The following is a 14,336-nucleotide window of genomic DNA, read 5'->3' on the forward strand; positions in this document are numbered from 1 at the left end:
CCGCGCCTGAACCGACATCCTCTGCGAGAACCAGGACGGGGGCGCGATGATCGACCGCGGAAAACGAGATTTCGTGCGGATGACGGCGCTCGGCGCGCTCGCCGCCCTCGGGGGCGTGCCGCGCGCCAGGGCGGCGGGCACCGCCACGCTTCCCTTCGGCAACGGCGAGCGTCCGCTCGTGGCCTATCCGGGCAAGCGGCCGCTGCTGCAGTTGACCGCGCGCCCACCGCAGCTGGAGACGCCGTTCTCCGTCTTCGACGAGGGCGCGATCACGCCCAACGACGCCTTCTTCGTCCGCTACCACCTCGCCGACATCCCGACCGAGATCGATCCGCAGGCCTTTCGCGTGGCGGTGCAGGGTCACGTCGAGCGCCCGCTCCAGCTCTCGCTGGCCGAGCTCAAGGCGATGCCGGGATCCGAGATCGTCGCGGTCAACCAGTGCTCGGGCAATTCCCGCGGCTTCTTCGAGCCCCGCGTCGCCGGCGGCCAGCTCGCCAACGGCGCCATGGGCTGCGCCCGCTTCACCGGCGTGCCGCTCAAGGCTGTGCTCGACAAGGCCGGCGTGACGGCCGGCGCCGTCCAGGTCGCCTTCGAGGGCCTCGACGGGCCGGTCCTGCCGGAGACGCCCGACTTCGCCAAGGCGCTCACCCTCGATCACGCCCGCGACGGCGCGGTGATGCTGGCCTGGGCCATGAACGGGCAGGACCTGCCCTGGCTCAACGGCTTCCCGCTGCGCCTCGTCGTGCCGGGCTACTACGGCACCTACTGGGTGAAGCACCTCAACAGCATCACCGTCCTCGACAAGCCGTTCGAGGGCTTCTGGATGAAGACGGCCTACCGCATCCCCGACAACGCTTGCGCCTGCACCGAGCCCGGCAAGGCGCCCGACAAGACCGTGCCGATCGCCCGCTTCAACGTCCGCTCGTTCCTCACGAACCTCGCCGACGGCGCCCAGGTGAAGGCCGGCCGCGTGCCTCTGCGCGGCATCGCCTTCGACGGCGGATCGGGCATCCGGTCGGTGGAGGTCTCGGCCGACGATGGCCGGACCTGGAGCCCCGCTCGTCTCGGTCAGGATCTCGGACCCTACGCCTTCCGCACCTGGACCGCGGAAGCCGACCTGACGCCCGGCGGCCACGCGCTTCGCGTCCGGGCCACCGGCAACGACGGCGGCACACAGCCGATGGCGCCGCGCTGGAACCCGGCCGGCTACATGCGCAACGTGGTCGAGACGACCCACGTGCAGGCGGCCTAGAGGAGGATCGGCATGTCCAGCATTCCCCTGCCCCTCGCGGCGTCGCTCGCCCTCGCCGCCGCACTCTCCACGACGGTGGCGCATGCCGCGCCGGACACCTACGCGCTGCCGGAGCCGACGGCGCAGTTCCGGCCGGCACCGGATGCCGCCCACGCGGCCGGCTTCCAGGCGGCGCAGGAGGCCTGCATGACCTGCCACTCGGCCGACTACATCGCCATGCAGCCGCCGAAGAAAGGGCAGGCCTTCTGGGACGCGGAGGTGACCAAGATGATCAAGGTCTACCGCGCGCCGATCGCGGAGGAGCAGGCCAAGGCGATCGCCGCCTATCTTGGCGCGACCTACTGAGCGCCGGCACCGGACGGGAGGCCGCGCGATGATCGCCAGAACCGCCGAGACGGCCCCGTGCCCGCCCGCGCCTTCGGGGCGGGCGCGCGCCTCCGGCTGGATCGGGACGGCCAGCTCGCTGCTGCCGGGCCTGCTCGTGTGCCTGGCCATCACCGGGGTCTCGCAGGGTCTGCAGGCCGGCGAGGAGCATCTGACCGGCCATCCCTACGTGGAAGCCCTGGTGCTGGCGATCCTGCTCGGCGCCGCCCTGCGCACCGTCTGGGTGCCGGGCGCGCGCTTCAAGGCCGGGATCGCCTTCTCGGCCAAGCAGGTGCTGGAGGTGGCCGTCACCCTGCTGGGTGCCGCGGTGAGCCTCGGGGCGATCGTCGCCTCGGGTCCGGCGCTGCTGGCCGGCATCGTCGGGGCGGTGGCGCTCACCATCCTGGCGAGCTGCGCGCTCTGCCGCAGCCTCGGGCTGCCAGTGCGCATGGCGCTGCTGATCGCCTGCGGCAATGCGATCTGCGGCAACTCGGCGATCGCCGCCGTCGCCCCGGTGATCGGCGCGGACAGCCGGGACGTGGCGGCCGCCATCGCCTTCACGGCGGTGCTGGGCGTGCTGATGGTGCTGGGCCTGCCGCTGTTCGTGCCGCTTCTCGGCTTCAGCGAGCACCAGTACGGCGTTCTGGCGGGGCTGACCGTCTACGCGGTTCCGCAGGTGCTGGCCGCCACCGTGCCGGTGGGCCCGCTGGCCACGCAGGTGGGCACGCTGGTCAAGCTGGTGCGGGTGCTGATGCTTGGGCCGGTGGTGCTGGCCCTCTCGCTCCTCGCCCCGCGCCTGCCGGCGGCGGGCGCGACCACCAGGGCTGCGCCGGGGATCGCTCCGGCCCGGCCCGGCTTCTTCAAGCTGGTGCCTTGGTTCATCCTCGGCTTCCTGGCCCTGGCCACCCTGCGCTCGCTCGGGCTGATCCCGGATGCCGGGATCGCGCCGATCTCCCGGCTGGCCGGCTTCCTGACGATCGTGTCGATGGCGGCGCTGGGCCTCGGGGTGGATGTGCGCGTGCTGGCGCAGGTCGGCGGTCGGGTGACGATGGCCGTCACCGCCTCGCTCCTCGTGCTCCTCGCCATCGCCATCCTGCTCATCCGCGCACTGGCACTCGGCTGAGCGCCGGCCCTGCGCCGAATGCCGCTCGGTCCTTCGTCCTCGTCGGGGAGGCAAGGGCTGGTTTCGGGGTCGTGCCGCGGGAGTCCGGGACCGGCTTTCCGGGGGCGGCTCGGGTTGCGTGTCGGTGATCGGCGCGAAGCGGGATGACCGCGTGTCGTCCTCCGAGTCTTATCGAGGGACGGATCAGACCGCCGATCGATCCGTCTCACGCGCGACGTCAGCTCGACCCTCGTGCAACCGGTTGCATCGCGTGGTCGACACGCGGAACCGTTTCGACGGCACGGCCGCAGGGCTGGCGGTCGCCGCTCTGGGCACGCCGCCGAAATCCGCGCCCGAGCCGGGAGCGTTTGCAGCGAGGAACCGAGACCTGCCGGCTGACCCGGACGGTTGCAGCCCGGCGGCTCAGAGCGTTGCGCTCGCGCTGCGTGTGACCGGCGGTGGGGCCCAGGATCCGTCGAGCAGAGCGTCCTTCGGCCAGTAGGTGCGCAACATCAGGATGAACGGTCCTTTCGGCGCCGGCAGCCAGTTCGACTCCAGCTGCGCACCAGGGCTCTCGTTCTGGATGTGAAGATCGACCGAGCCGTCCGGGTTGGCCTTGAGGCTGTCGCGCGGGCTCACCGAATAGCGGTTGATCGGATTCTCGACGAAGAAGTAGTCCGCATCGTACATCGTCAGCGACCAGAATCCGTGAACCGGTGGCAGTTCGCCGTCCGGGAAGCGCATCACGTACTTGGAGGCGCCGTTCAGCCGCCGGCCGGCACCATCGGTCGTGGTCAAGGGATAGACCGCGTCCTGCGGCAGGTTGCAGCCGAGGCCCACCGCGGTCACGAGCGCGCGCTGCAGGTAATCCTTGCCGTAGTCGCCGCCGTCGGTCGTGAAGGTCCAGCCGTTCACATGCTGGCCTGTGGCTTTCAGGTGTCCCATGATGCGGGGAATGGCCTCCTTCGGCGCCCGCTCGAGGGCCTCCCGAATGGGGGGCGGCTGGCGTGCCGGATCGAAGGGTTGACCGGGCACGATCCCGAGCGAGGCCATCTTGGCAACCGGAACCCCGTCCGCGAGCGCTGGCGGATTGTCCTTCATCAAGGCGGCGACGAGGTTGAAGTAGGTCGTCGCGTCCATGCGGTTGACCTGCTCGCGCACCGCCGTCTTGGTATCGATGCTCGGATCGATCCGGCCTGCGGGTGGCGTGTACGGCTTGCCGGCCGCGCTCGCCGGGATGAGCCGGTACTGGTCCTGCAGGGCGTGGACGGCCCCGTAATCCCCGGGCGTGCCCGTGCAGTAGGTTCGGCCGAGGATCCAGATCAGGTTGGTCGGGGCCTGGATCAGCTTGGCACCGGAGGGCACGCTGCCGCTCCAGCCGGGTCCGGCGATGAAGTAGGTCTGCGGCCCTGTCCCTGTCGTGCGCTTGCCCGGCACCGCGAAGACGTTCGTCCAGGCGCTGAGCATGGGCATGAGGTAGTAGCGCCCGTCCTCGTCCGGAACGGTGAGGATGTGGGGCTCCCGGCCGACATCGACGAAGGCGCTGGAGTAGAGCGTGTCCGCGTTCGGAGCGGTGACGGCCCGGAACTTCGCGTCCGGGTACTCTCGCATGTTGGCGAACTGGCCCATCGGGGCACCCTTGCCTTCGGGGGCGGCCACGTTGGTGAGGACGCGCCGGGTCATCTCCATGGTGACGAGCGGGTAGCCGTAGATGTAGGCGTCGATCGCGTGTTCCAGCGGATCGGCCACGCCGTTCTTGCCGATGAGCGGCGCGTCCTGAGCCGTGCTCTGCGCGCGAGCGAGCGGCAGGCCCGAGCCGAGAAGCGGGATCGTGGCGGCGCCGGTAGCGAAGATCCGTCTGGTGACATCCATGACCGCCTCCCGAACGCGCCCGCTCAGGCAGGCTGCATGCAGCGCCCGGCTGCCCGGCCGACTTCGCCCGCCGTCGGCGCGACCACGGGCCGATGTCGGGAACTCGGCCGGTCCGCGGCGCTGGGCAGCATACCGACGCCGAGCGGGTCCGCTTGATCGAACGGGACACCGGCTCGACGGATCGCGACGCGTTTCGGTTCGGCCGCGCAGTTTCGGCTGGGCGTCGGAAACGCCCTGGCGAACGGACTTCATCCCGCTGGAACGATCATGCGGCTGGCGCATGTTCCGGCTCGGCCGTTGGAGCATGCTCCGGACACCGTGAAAGGTCAGCGCAGGGGGGGGCCGATAGAGTTTCCTCCGGCTTTCGGACATGCGGTCACGCGGACGCCAACGCAACGGCCGCGCATCCCCCCTGCAGACTGCACTCTGAGCCCCGGTCCCGACCGCGGTCCAAACAATCGCACACCAGCGAAAGCAGGCGGAGGCGGCAGGGGGCAGGATCGATGCGGTGACGGCGGCCGAGGGGGGCCGCCATCGTGTCGGATGCACCGGCACGTACCGCTCGCCGGTCTCGTTCTTGACCCTCGCGGATGGTTCGGCCTCGCCGGTCGAACGCCTCCGCTGCGTCACGGAGGCGCCGCTTCGCCCCGCACCGGCTGTGCGGCCGCGTTTGCGAAGGATTCGCAAGCCCGCGCGCCCGTCTCACGAAAACTTGATTATCTCATTTATTACCAAGCTTTCGCTCTGAGACATTCAGTATACCAGCCGACAAGACTGGGGCCGATAGTGCTTGTACCCCGTATGGGGGACGTTCGGCTACGCTTCCGGGAGTACCTTTTCCTCGCGCGCCACAGAGGAGCGACGACAATGGTCAACGACGGTCCCCCAATCAAATTCGTTGCGCTCTGGGGCGCGTTCGCTCTCCTGATGCTGCTCGGTCAGGCCCAACTTATCAGCCATGGGACAAACATCGCCATGTCCTATCAGTTAGATCAGGGCGGCGAACCTACGTTGATGGCCGCCCTGGACTGACGACGTGCGCGCGGCAAAGCGGAACCAGGTTTCGTTGTCCGGAAGCGACACGGTGTCGTGTAGGGCCTCCCCGGCTCCGCGGAGCGCGAAACGCAGCCGTTGCGGATAGGCGAAACCAGTCCGCATTTGCCCGTCCACGCCTCAGGCGGCCTCTGGTGGCGCTCGGGATGGATCGCGCGTCCCGGATGTGCCGCCCTGCTCGTTCTCGACGGCGCGGTCGGTATCGCCAACCCTGGCGTCGGGGAGGCCCGACCAGGCTGCCAACCAGATCCTCGACTTCGCTGCGCGACAGAATGCGGATGCCGCGGGTGATCTGCGCCGCATGAACGGCGTGAGGCCCAGGTCAGCCGCCGGCCTCGCGCGGCTGACCTGGGTGACGGACCCCCAGAATTTGGTTCTGGGCTGGAATGACGCCGTGTGGCGGCGCAGGGGCGTTCACCGCCGCCGAGGGGCGGTGTAGGGATTGTGCTGGATAGCCATGACTGGGATAGCCTGTCAGTCTGTGATCAGGGACGGCCGGACGCTCCAGCCTTTCCTCCCAGTCCGCCTTTCGTGAATGCCTGAATCATGCCGGTACCAGTTTTGGCGGACGAAAAAAGACGCGGTCGCCCACCGGGGGGCGTCTGCACGACCACGCTTGCCGTGCACCTTACGGCGGAGCCGGGATTGTCGCTTGATGCCCCGCCCGACCCTGAAAGGATCCGCCGCCTCGTCGAGGAAGCCCTGAAGGCGCGGCGATCCTGATGGACAAGATCGCTGCGAGCATCGCCAAGGTTCTCGGAGAGGCGATGTCCGAAGCGATCGCGTCTGGGCACGACTTGCCGTCGGCCTTGTCGGACGCGCTAGACGCTTGGATTGCCGACCAGCCTGATCCGAAGCCTTCGCGTCCCGATGCGATCCGCGCAGTTCTCACCGCGCACCTGACGGCGACGGGTTACCTGAGATGAGTGATGCTCCTTCGGTGCTCTAGCAACGCTCCGAGGCCTCGGCCTCCAGGTGTCTCTTGGCCCTCGCGAGCACTGAACAGGGATCGTGCCCTCTGGTCTTTGCGAGCAGCAGGAGGTCTGTGATGAGATCCACGACATCACAGGCTGGCACCCCACCGATCCAGCGCCGGGCGGCCCCCTCAGCATGGATGTAGGCATCGAGGGCCGCTTGAGCGAACTCGACCCGTTCAAGTTTGCTAGCCATGGGCGTTCTCCTCGCCGCTTGGCTTCTGGATATTTGAGCCACTGCGGCTGTGTACATGTCACGCTAAGACTAAACCCGACGCCACTTCGCGGGTTCGAGGCCGACGCCAGCCAGCGGTGACAACCGGAGCGCTTCATCATCGGGCTGTTTGGAAGCCTTCCTCCGCTTCGTAGAAAAGGCGCTGAACACGGTGCGGTCATGAGGGGTTGGACGTAGCTCCACCAACGGCATGGACAGATCGCCGTGGCCAAATCGCAAACCGGTCCTGTGAGTGTTGGCGACCTGCTCCAGGCCAAAGCCTTCACCCGTGCCGACCTTGATGCCGCGATCGAGGCCTTCCTCGCCAACCCGAAGATCGGGCCGTTCGCCCTGGCGTCCGGCTTGACCGTCGACCTCACGGCGGCGGTCAAGGCAGACCGGCACGCTACGGCGATCCTCACGGAACCGACCGCCAAGGGCGGAAGCCGGCGAGCCGCGGTCAAATCCGCGCTTCTTCTGGCCCTGCCGCTGGAAAGCTAGGCCCGCACCGATCGCCCTCCCGCCTCGTGGATGAGGCGTCGACCGCCCTACCTAGCGAGATCTCACGGAACGGATCTCCACCATGTGGTACCTCTACGGCGTCGTCCTCCTCGCCGGCATCGCCAATGCGATCCAGCCCGGCCAAAACAGTACTCTGGCGAGAGGCTTGTCTCAGCCGCTTACCGCTGGCCTCGTCGTCGGGATCGGCGCCGGCCTGACGGTCCTCATCGCGGGGCTGGCGACGAGGCGCTTGGCGTGGCCGTCGATGTCAGAGGCGGCTCAAGTGCCCTGGTGGGCTTGGCTGGGCGGTGTCCTTGGCGGCGGCGTCGTCATCACGCAGGTGCTGATCGCGCGCCAAGTCGGAGCGGGCGCCTTCCTCGGGCTGCTTGTGACCGCAGGAGTCGTCACCTCGATCCTTCTGGATCACTATGGCTGGGTGGGCTTCGAGGCACACCCAGCCACTCTCTGGCGGATCTTCGGCGGTGTGCTGATGATCATCGGCGTCGTGTTTGTCGCGGCGTTCTGAGCGCGACCGCCCTTGAGGCCGCGGCCGTCGTCGCCTGGCGCTTCATCGAACGTCGGGTGTGTTCGGCGCTCTGAACCTGGCTCACCGCGGGAGCCCGTGTAGGAACGCCGCGACGAACTCGTTCTCCCACGTGTAGAACTCAGGCATCAGGAGAAGCTGACCGGCGGCGCCGATCGCCGTTGCGCCGACCACCAGGGTGGCGATCTCGGTGAGGCGGCTCATCCTGCCCATGGCGGCGACCCTTCAGTGCCGTGATTGAGTTCGCGGCACGAAGATCAATAATTTCCTGCCAACACATCCGATGTGCTCGGCGTCACATCTGCTCTCGTGCCTGCTCACGGCACGCGCCACCGTGAGGAAGCGGGAACCGATGCTACCGCGATGCTCAACACGCTCGCGCACAAAGAAAACCCGCCACGGCGAGCCGGGCGGGCGGAAGGTTGTGCGCCCCCGCGATAGAAAGGAGAGGCGCAACAGCGATCTACCGGCGCATCGAAGACAGGGAGGCCTGCCGCGCTGACAGATCGGGCCGCTGGACCGCTACACCACCTGAGCCACTTGGCGCTCTGGGTTCTGCGCCCCGTCGCGGACGAGGGCGCTGGATGCGGGCGATGCAGACACGAAGCCTGCACCGGAGTTCTGAGGCCTGACCCTACCAGCTGTCGCGGTAGAATTCATCGACACGGTCAAGGCTCTTCTTGATGTCTCCAGCGCTGCTGCGCATCCCCGTCCCAAGATCGGTCAGCGAAACATCATGGTAGCCTTTGCGGATAAACTCCCGCGCCTCCTCCATGGCTGCTCTGGTGGTCTCATGATTTGTGGTGATCTCATCTGTGCCCATGGCATAGGAAACTGCAAAACGGATCAAATCGAGCTCTCTGAACAAAAATGACGAAAACCCGCCGCGGCGCTAGGCCGGGCGGGCATAGGTGAGTCTACGCTTGGGGTACTCTGTAGACACGCGAGCGGCTGATCGGTTCCGCGAGCGACCACCCGCCGGTCGGACAACGACGTGTCGACGGCCGGCGCCGGACACTCGCGCGTGGAGCCCTCGACCCGCTAGTCACCGTTAGGAAAGCGACCTCCACGCCCATCCAGAGTAGGCGAACGCCAGCGGGCGGCGCTTCCGGTACCGGATGTTCGAACTCGACGACCGATCAGCGCATCGCTGGTGCGCTCGCCCCCTCGATGACGACTTCCACGTCCAAGTTCAGGACGTGGGGATCGTCACCTTGTGGCTTCGAAAGACCGAGGCGAGGCTGCTCGTTTGTATTGCCGAGTTCGATCTCGCCGCGGACTCGTAGGAATGGAGACTCCGCCATCCCTGCCGCCGCTATGGCCGCCTGCCAGCCGCGTGTTCGGGGGACGATATCGCCGGTCTTCCTGAAGCCTCGCACCGATTTGGGTTCGAGGAGATCCCAAGGCATCGTGCGGAACCATCCGGCTTTCACTTTGATCTGTCGCGCTCTGCCCCGAGGCTCGTCCCACCCCGGGCAGCCTCCTCCTTCTCGGTGCCGGCCCGCTCCATCGGGCCGTCCTGCGGCTTGATCGCGCCGGTCGCTGTGTCCCGCGGAGTATTAGCCAAGCCCTCGCTGGGCGGCTTGCCCTGGGGCATCCGCTGCGCCTGCGTGTTGGTGGGTTTATCGGCCATGTTGTGCCCCTTCAGGCGCCCAGTTCGCGCTCCTCATGCCAACGCGGCCCGTGTCGGCTCAGGTCCGGTCGGATGCCGTCAGGGCACATGCGAAGGCCCGTCGAGCCGTCACAAGGCCACTCGTGGAACATTATAGCTAGTGCTATGCATCCAACCGATCCTTGACCTGCCGTTTGCAGGCCGCCCTACCGGGGTGCCCGTGACACCGGAGGACGAAACTCAGTTCGAGCCTGGCCGCAGCGGCAACACCGCCGGTCGTCCCAAGGGCAGCCGCAACCGCCCGACACTCGCCCTTGAGGCCAATTTCGAGGGCAAGGCGGAAGCCCTGTTCCGCGAGGCAAACGAATTGGCGTTGGACGGAGACGGCCCGGCGCTGCGGCTTTGACTGGACCGGCTGCTGCCCGTCCGCCGAGATCGGCCCCTCACCCTTGTCCTGCCGCCGATCGACAGGCCGGCAGATCTGACACGCGCGACCCATGCCCTGATGCAGGGCGTGGCTGCCGGTGAGATCACCCCGTCCGAAGCCGGCGCGCTGTCCAAGCTGGTCGACGCCCACGGGAACGCGATCAAGTTGGCGGATCTGGCCGAACGCCTCGCCCGCATCGAGGCGGCCCGCCGGACCAGTGCTCCGACCGCCCTCCGCGGATCATCCGATCGACGACGCAGCCGGCGATCTGCGGGCTACCGGGGGCCTGGTGAACTGGCAACGCTGGGTGGCGCAGGGCAAGGCCACCGTGAGCATGGGCGCGCTGTGCCTCATCGGCGTGGAACTGACCGCCGAGGCGCGGGTAGCCCGGTTCGGCACGGAAGCGTGAGGACGAGAATGACGGATGCGGTGCGCGACAATCCCGACCAGAGCCGGTTCGAACTGGAGGTCGACGGTAAGATCGCCTTTGCGAGCTACCGACGCGAACCCGGCAAACTCGTCGTCACCTACGTCTACGCACCGCCCGTCCTGCGCGGCACCGGGGCTGCCGACCGGCTCATGGAAGGCGTGATGGTGCGCGCCCGATCAGGAGGAGACCGGATCGTGCCTCTGTGCGGCTACGCCAGGGCTTGGTTGCGCAGGCACAGCGCGCATCACGATCTTCTCGCGTGAGGCGTTGCCAGGCTGCCCTCCGCGCCAGCCGCTTCCGGCAACCTCTTCAAGGACGTGGTGCTGAGCCGAGGGCGGAGGATGGCCGCGGCAGATCGCGCTCGACGTCGCGAAGCGGTACGGCGCGGATGCGGAAGGCGGAGCAAGACTCCACGGGCCGTAAGGTCTTCAGGAACGAGGGCGAGACGTTCCTCGGCCCGCCCGCAGGCGCCTCAACGCTCGTCCGGCTCGATCCGCTCGTACAGGCCGGCCACTCGTTCCGCCAACTGGCGGTAACTCTGCACCGCGGCCTTAACGCGACCGGCCGCGCATTGGCCCTGGGCGGACCGGTAGTCGAGCAGCATCACCTTGAAGCCTCCACGCTCGAACGTCGCGTTGCCGAGGCTGGCCCGGCGCTGGATCTCGCGCTCGAACCAGGGAGCGACCTCGGCCGCCGCCGTAAGGCACGGAGCGAGGCGCGCCGGCGTGTTGTGGGCCTGCGTCAGGGGTGGGGAGAGGAGCATCACGCCCCAGAACGCCGCGGTGGCGATGCCAAAGGAGAGCACGAACAGACGCACCCGCCCGAGCCGGCGTCGCGCGGGCTCCTCAATGCGGACGCGGGCCCGGGCGTCGAGGGTCGCGTCGTATTCGCCATGGCAGTGGGTGTAGTGGACGGATCCGTCCGCGCGGCGATGGAGAACGGGGCTCTGTAACATTTGCGCACTCCAAGTCCGAGATTGGACGCAAACGCAACGGACGCAGGACCTTCGATTGATGCGGTCCACGGCCACGCACCGGGCCGGCAGGGCGATTCGGCGCGCCGCAGTAATTGGAGTGCATCCTAGGCCGATGATTGAGGTCGTCAAATAGAAATTTTATCTATCTTGACGGGAATACTAGATGTCGACTCCTCATCGGCAGCTCCTGTGCAACATCGCCCATTGCCTTGGGCGGCAGAGGGCCAAGGGGGAATGGCCCTCGGTTTCTGGCGACCGGTTCAAGGCTGTGGGGCCGAGCCGAGGGCGCCCGACGGCTCCGGCGGAGCCAGCCTGATATGCGGCGGCTTGATCGGCGCACGCCTACTCGGTTGGGGCCGGGGCCGGTGACGACAGAGGTTTCCCCTTCTGCACCGTGAACGTGACGAACAGCTTGGTCGCCTCGGATCCATTCTGCAGCATGTGCGGCGTTTCGGCTGCGGTTACCCAGGATGCGCCGGGCTTGAGCATCTGCGCTTCCTTGCCCTTGACGCGCAGCTCGCCGACGCCTCCGACCGTGTAGCCTGCCTCGGTGCCGGGATGCGTGTGCCAATCAAGGACAAAATTCGGTTCCAGATCGACCACGACCTGAAGGGTCTCGTAGCCCTCCACGGGACCATCGACCCGAGAAGTAATCGCCCGCTTTATGCCGCTCGGCGCTTGTGCCGACGCGTCATCCGCTGCCAAGCCGATTGCTGCGCAGACCGCGCAGCCGGTAAACATCCGCCTGCTCAACATGCATGTCCTCCTCTCGCGCGCGTCCTTGAAATTCGAAGCCTGGACGCGTCATTCGTGGTCGGAGCGTGTGCTTTAACCAATCGAAGTGCCGTGTATATGGATGCACGTGATCGCAATCCAGGACAATCGGCATGAGCTAGAGACTGTCATCGTGATTGCGACGTGGGGCAGATACTCAATTGTTGGGCCGCGCGGGTCGCGGCCTCGGTTCCCGGCAATCTCTTCCACGACCGGGTGTCGCAGCCGGGGTCGGACGATGGCTTCGGCCGGCGGGGGGGCTGAGCCCCCCCTCTTAGGGACCGTACCTCGCCGGCATCATCGACGGAGCGGCACGCGACGCGTTGGACGCGGCGAAGGAGGCGACGAAGCCGGCCAGGGAGCGAACATCGTCCGGCTGGCGCGGATCCCGCGCGACCGCGGCAGCCTCCCGTTCGAGCCGAAGATTACAAGCCTTCGAGGGCAGGCCGACATCCGGCGTGCAGGCATCGTGGCGGGCACAGGCCGCGTCGAGAGCGTCAATCGGTGGCAGCGGTGCGTTGTTGCCCGGGCCACAGTAGTTGCCGTGGATGAGAAGCGTTGGCCCGCCATTGGCGGCGGGCTGTGCCAACGACGGGGCAGCCCAGGCGGTGACGAGGAGGAGCGGAGCGGCGAGGCCGATAGCGGTGCGAGGCGACATGGTGGAGACCCTCCAGCACCGACTCCGCAGAGTCTCATCGGCGATGACGGTGCGCGATATGGTTGATCACCGTGCGTCATTCCGCGATGTGCTCTGAAGCACGACCCCTATTCAGAAGACGCTCCATCCACGCGGCTGGCGCCATGGTGCTGGCGAACTCTTCCGCGACGGGGTGCAGAACGATGGACGGCGGATGGCGTGGGCGGATCCGGGATCGGCGCTCGCTAACCCTCGTGCTCTCTGATAGATTGACACATCACTGATCGTGACCCTCGGGCATCGGTGGCTGAGAGAGACGTGTGCTCCCGCCTTATTTCGGCAGGAGGACCGCATGTTCTATTTCCAATGCAAGGGCTCTGATAGCGTAACGCTGCTGGATACGCGGCGCGCTGGCCGTCACAGCACTTATCTCGGCCCACACTGCCAATCGTGCTGGCGCGTGGAGGCCGAGCTTTGTGGACGGGGCTCAAAGCCGTGGTCGTGGGCGATCTACTCTTCGGATACCTGGCTTGCGGCCGATCGGTCAGAGCCCATGTTCCGTACTTCGGAAGCCGCGCGGCGGGTCGGTGCGTTGATAGTCGCGCAGCTTGATCCGGGATCGAAGCCGCGGCGCTCTGAACTCCATTAATGCCGACCGGCCATCAAAGGGCTGAGCCTAGGCGATCACGGCCCATGGCGAGCAGACGTAGTCAGTGCGGTTCAAGGTCGTTTGTCTCAAGCGAATGTCACGCGCGGTGATGCCCGTTGAACTCGGCGTGGTCCCGGCTCTTTTGGCCGAAGAACCAAACTATCGACTGAAGTCGGGCGGTCATAGCGCGTCCCACATCCACGCCGCTCCCATCATCGCGCCGCCGCCTATCATCAAGGCGACTACGATGTAGGCGTGCAGGCGATCGTAGATGGAGATGGGCATTGCAGGCAGCCCCGATCGAGCGAGACTGTAGGATCCTGCAGGCCAGGCGGCACGCCACATTCATAGGTTAGCAGAACGTTAACTCACGGGCGGCGTGATCTGGTTGCCACAGTTTCGGCTCACTTCAGCCGCCCGAAGCAAGGCCCTCGTCCAGCATCTAAGAGCGCTTCGCCTTCGAGGCTTCCCGTGTGGGGCAGCGAATGGCTACCCTAGGGTCACCGCGCCGTCGATCTGATTGACTGCGATCACGCGAGGACCCCGAACCTCTGGCTCCCGCTGCTCCCAGGCCGACAGGGCGCCGTTGGCTGCCTCGACAATCGCTCCCGGAGAGCCGCTGCCGATCTGCGGACGGATCGCCTCGACGAGCCGCGTCAGGATCGTCTGTTCCTCAAGCGGGTGAGCCGGCATCGTCGCCTGCCGGCAGAACGCCACGTAGACGTTCTCGGCAATGGTGCGGGCGGCACGATCGAGATCCGGCGTGTCATTCATTTCATAGGGCCCTTTGTGTCCAGGTGTTCGGCGAGGATCATGACACGCTGCCTGCAACACCGGCACACGAACCGAGTGCTGTCATCCGCCGGACGGATCAACTTCACGAGGCGATCAAACGCAGCGCGACGGGATGCGCGCGCGAAGCGATCTGTGGCGTGCGGCCGCCACGCGGCAATGGC

19 protein-coding genes are annotated in these 14,336 nt (G+C 67.1%); 9 read left to right on the forward strand and 10 right to left on the reverse strand.

Annotated features, from left to right (window positions below):
• Positions 1-46: 46 nt before the first annotated feature.
• From sorA to MFF58_RS21960, 3 genes are read left to right on the forward strand one after another with little or no spacing between them, the layout of a single operon-like run.
• Positions 47-1,252, forward strand: coding sequence for a SorA family sulfite dehydrogenase catalytic subunit (sorA, locus tag MFF58_RS21950; RefSeq protein WP_238291098.1), 1,206 nt, complete (start codon positions 47-49; stop codon positions 1,250-1,252).
• A gap of 12 nt (positions 1,253-1,264) precedes the next feature.
• On the forward strand, positions 1,265-1,597 hold the full coding sequence (gene sorB / locus MFF58_RS21955; protein WP_238291099.1) for a SorB family sulfite dehydrogenase c-type cytochrome subunit: 333 nt from the start codon (positions 1,265-1,267) through the stop codon (positions 1,595-1,597).
• Between the two features lie 28 nt (positions 1,598-1,625).
• Positions 1,626-2,738, forward strand: coding sequence for a YeiH family protein (locus MFF58_RS21960; RefSeq protein WP_238291100.1), 1,113 nt, complete (start codon positions 1,626-1,628; stop codon positions 2,736-2,738).
• Between the two features lie 402 nt (positions 2,739-3,140).
• Here MFF58_RS21960 and MFF58_RS21965 read toward each other — a convergent pair whose 3' ends face one another.
• Complete coding sequence (locus tag MFF58_RS21965) at positions 3,141-4,589, reverse strand: DUF1254 domain-containing protein (protein WP_238291101.1); 1,449 nt, start codon at positions 4,587-4,589, stop codon at positions 3,141-3,143.
• 867 nt (positions 4,590-5,456) lie between these two features.
• Between MFF58_RS21965 and MFF58_RS21970 the strand changes: the two genes are divergently transcribed.
• A complete protein-coding gene (locus MFF58_RS21970; RefSeq protein WP_238291102.1) occupies positions 5,457-5,621 on the forward strand; it encodes a hypothetical protein in 165 nt (54 codons plus the stop codon).
• Between the two features lie 743 nt (positions 5,622-6,364).
• Positions 6,365-6,568 carry a hypothetical protein gene (locus MFF58_RS21975; protein ID WP_238291103.1) on the forward strand — a complete coding sequence of 68 codons (204 nt, stop codon included), beginning with the start codon at positions 6,365-6,367 and terminating at the stop codon, positions 6,566-6,568.
• Between the two features lie 19 nt (positions 6,569-6,587).
• On the opposite strand, the gene MFF58_RS21980 is transcribed toward MFF58_RS21975, so the two are convergent.
• Positions 6,588-6,812 (reverse strand): hypothetical protein, encoded by a 225-nt coding sequence (locus MFF58_RS21980; RefSeq protein WP_238291104.1) that lies wholly within the window; start codon positions 6,810-6,812, stop codon positions 6,588-6,590.
• A gap of 243 nt (positions 6,813-7,055) precedes the next feature.
• Here MFF58_RS21980 and MFF58_RS21985 point away from each other — a divergent pair, with 243 nt between their 5' ends.
• Both MFF58_RS21985 and MFF58_RS21990 read left to right on the forward strand, forming a co-directional pair.
• Complete coding sequence (locus tag MFF58_RS21985) at positions 7,056-7,331, forward strand: hypothetical protein (protein ID WP_238291105.1); 276 nt, start codon at positions 7,056-7,058, stop codon at positions 7,329-7,331.
• Positions 7,332-7,413: 82 nt separating this feature from the next.
• Positions 7,414-7,857, forward strand: coding sequence for a DMT family transporter (locus MFF58_RS21990; protein WP_238291107.1), 444 nt, complete (start codon positions 7,414-7,416; stop codon positions 7,855-7,857).
• Positions 7,858-7,938: 81 nt separating this feature from the next.
• On the opposite strand, the gene MFF58_RS21995 is transcribed toward MFF58_RS21990, so the two are convergent.
• The 4 genes from MFF58_RS21995 to MFF58_RS22010 form a co-directional block, all read right to left on the reverse strand.
• On the reverse strand, positions 7,939-8,079 hold the full coding sequence (locus tag MFF58_RS21995; protein ID WP_238291108.1) for a hypothetical protein: 141 nt from the start codon (positions 8,077-8,079) through the stop codon (positions 7,939-7,941).
• 430 nt (positions 8,080-8,509) lie between these two features.
• Positions 8,510-8,725 (reverse strand): hypothetical protein, encoded by a 216-nt coding sequence (locus MFF58_RS22000; RefSeq protein ID WP_238291109.1) that lies wholly within the window; start codon positions 8,723-8,725, stop codon positions 8,510-8,512.
• 289 nt (positions 8,726-9,014) lie between these two features.
• A complete protein-coding gene (locus tag MFF58_RS22005; protein ID WP_238291110.1) occupies positions 9,015-9,284 on the reverse strand; it encodes a hypothetical protein in 270 nt (89 codons plus the stop codon).
• A gap of 20 nt (positions 9,285-9,304) precedes the next feature.
• Entirely contained in the window at positions 9,305-9,508 is a 204-nt protein-coding gene (locus tag MFF58_RS22010) for a hypothetical protein (protein WP_238291112.1), read from the reverse strand.
• Positions 9,509-9,707: 199 nt separating this feature from the next.
• On the opposite strand from MFF58_RS22010, the gene MFF58_RS22015 reads away from it, so the two are divergent.
• Positions 9,708-9,893, forward strand: coding sequence for a DUF5681 domain-containing protein (locus MFF58_RS22015; RefSeq protein ID WP_238291113.1), 186 nt, complete (start codon positions 9,708-9,710; stop codon positions 9,891-9,893).
• A gap of 438 nt (positions 9,894-10,331) precedes the next feature.
• Complete coding sequence (locus tag MFF58_RS22020) at positions 10,332-10,607, forward strand: GNAT family N-acetyltransferase (protein WP_238291114.1); 276 nt, start codon at positions 10,332-10,334, stop codon at positions 10,605-10,607.
• A 209-nt stretch (positions 10,608-10,816) separates the two neighbouring features.
• Here MFF58_RS22020 and MFF58_RS22025 read toward each other — a convergent pair whose 3' ends face one another.
• The 4 genes from MFF58_RS22025 to MFF58_RS22040 form a co-directional block, all read right to left on the reverse strand.
• On the reverse strand, positions 10,817-11,299 hold the full coding sequence (locus MFF58_RS22025) for a hypothetical protein (RefSeq protein ID WP_238291115.1): 483 nt from the start codon (positions 11,297-11,299) through the stop codon (positions 10,817-10,819).
• Between the two features lie 363 nt (positions 11,300-11,662).
• The gene (locus tag MFF58_RS22030) at positions 11,663-12,076 is read right to left on the reverse strand and encodes a cupin domain-containing protein (RefSeq protein ID WP_238291116.1); all 414 of its coding nucleotides are present in this window, start codon (positions 12,074-12,076) and stop codon (positions 11,663-11,665) included.
• Positions 12,077-12,368: 292 nt separating this feature from the next.
• Complete coding sequence (locus tag MFF58_RS22035) at positions 12,369-12,752, reverse strand: phospholipase A2 family protein (protein ID WP_238291117.1); 384 nt, start codon at positions 12,750-12,752, stop codon at positions 12,369-12,371.
• A gap of 1,117 nt (positions 12,753-13,869) precedes the next feature.
• Complete coding sequence (locus MFF58_RS22040) at positions 13,870-14,154, reverse strand: hypothetical protein (RefSeq protein ID WP_238291118.1); 285 nt, start codon at positions 14,152-14,154, stop codon at positions 13,870-13,872.
• Positions 14,155-14,336: the final 182 nt, after the last annotated feature.

Origin of the sequence: Methylobacterium longum, from assembly GCF_022179385.1 — a bacterium.
GTDB lineage: Bacteria > Pseudomonadota > Alphaproteobacteria > Rhizobiales > Beijerinckiaceae > Methylobacterium > Methylobacterium longum.

Bases quoted from the DNA above. Each gene is read 5' to 3' on its own strand.
- sorA (WP_238291098.1), top strand. From the start codon at position 47: ATGATCGACCGCGGAAAACGAGATTTCGTGCGGATGACGGCGCTCGGC.
- sorB (WP_238291099.1), top strand. From the start codon at position 1,265: ATGTCCAGCATTCCCCTGCCCCTCGCGGCGTCGCTCGCCCTCGCCGCC.
- MFF58_RS21960 (WP_238291100.1), top strand. From the start codon at position 1,626: ATGATCGCCAGAACCGCCGAGACGGCCCCGTGCCCGCCCGCGCCTTCG.
- MFF58_RS21965 (WP_238291101.1), bottom strand. From the start codon at position 4,589: ATGGATGTCACCAGACGGATCTTCGCTACCGGCGCCGCCACGATCCCG.
- MFF58_RS21970 (WP_238291102.1), top strand. From the start codon at position 5,457: ATGGTCAACGACGGTCCCCCAATCAAATTCGTTGCGCTCTGGGGCGCG.
- MFF58_RS21975 (WP_238291103.1), top strand. From the start codon at position 6,365: ATGGACAAGATCGCTGCGAGCATCGCCAAGGTTCTCGGAGAGGCGATG.
- MFF58_RS21980 (WP_238291104.1), bottom strand. From the start codon at position 6,812: ATGGCTAGCAAACTTGAACGGGTCGAGTTCGCTCAAGCGGCCCTCGAT.
- MFF58_RS21990 (WP_238291107.1), top strand. From the start codon at position 7,414: ATGTGGTACCTCTACGGCGTCGTCCTCCTCGCCGGCATCGCCAATGCG.
- MFF58_RS21995 (WP_238291108.1), bottom strand. From the start codon at position 8,079: ATGAGCCGCCTCACCGAGATCGCCACCCTGGTGGTCGGCGCAACGGCG.
- MFF58_RS22005 (WP_238291110.1), bottom strand. From the start codon at position 9,284: ATGCCTTGGGATCTCCTCGAACCCAAATCGGTGCGAGGCTTCAGGAAG.
- MFF58_RS22010 (WP_238291112.1), bottom strand. From the start codon at position 9,508: ATGGCCGATAAACCCACCAACACGCAGGCGCAGCGGATGCCCCAGGGC.
- MFF58_RS22020 (WP_238291114.1), top strand. From the start codon at position 10,332: ATGACGGATGCGGTGCGCGACAATCCCGACCAGAGCCGGTTCGAACTG.
- MFF58_RS22025 (WP_238291115.1), bottom strand. From the start codon at position 11,299: ATGTTACAGAGCCCCGTTCTCCATCGCCGCGCGGACGGATCCGTCCAC.
- MFF58_RS22030 (WP_238291116.1), bottom strand. From the start codon at position 12,076: ATGTTGAGCAGGCGGATGTTTACCGGCTGCGCGGTCTGCGCAGCAATC.
- MFF58_RS22035 (WP_238291117.1), bottom strand. From the start codon at position 12,752: ATGTCGCCTCGCACCGCTATCGGCCTCGCCGCTCCGCTCCTCCTCGTC.
- MFF58_RS22040 (WP_238291118.1), bottom strand. From the start codon at position 14,154: ATGAATGACACGCCGGATCTCGATCGTGCCGCCCGCACCATTGCCGAG.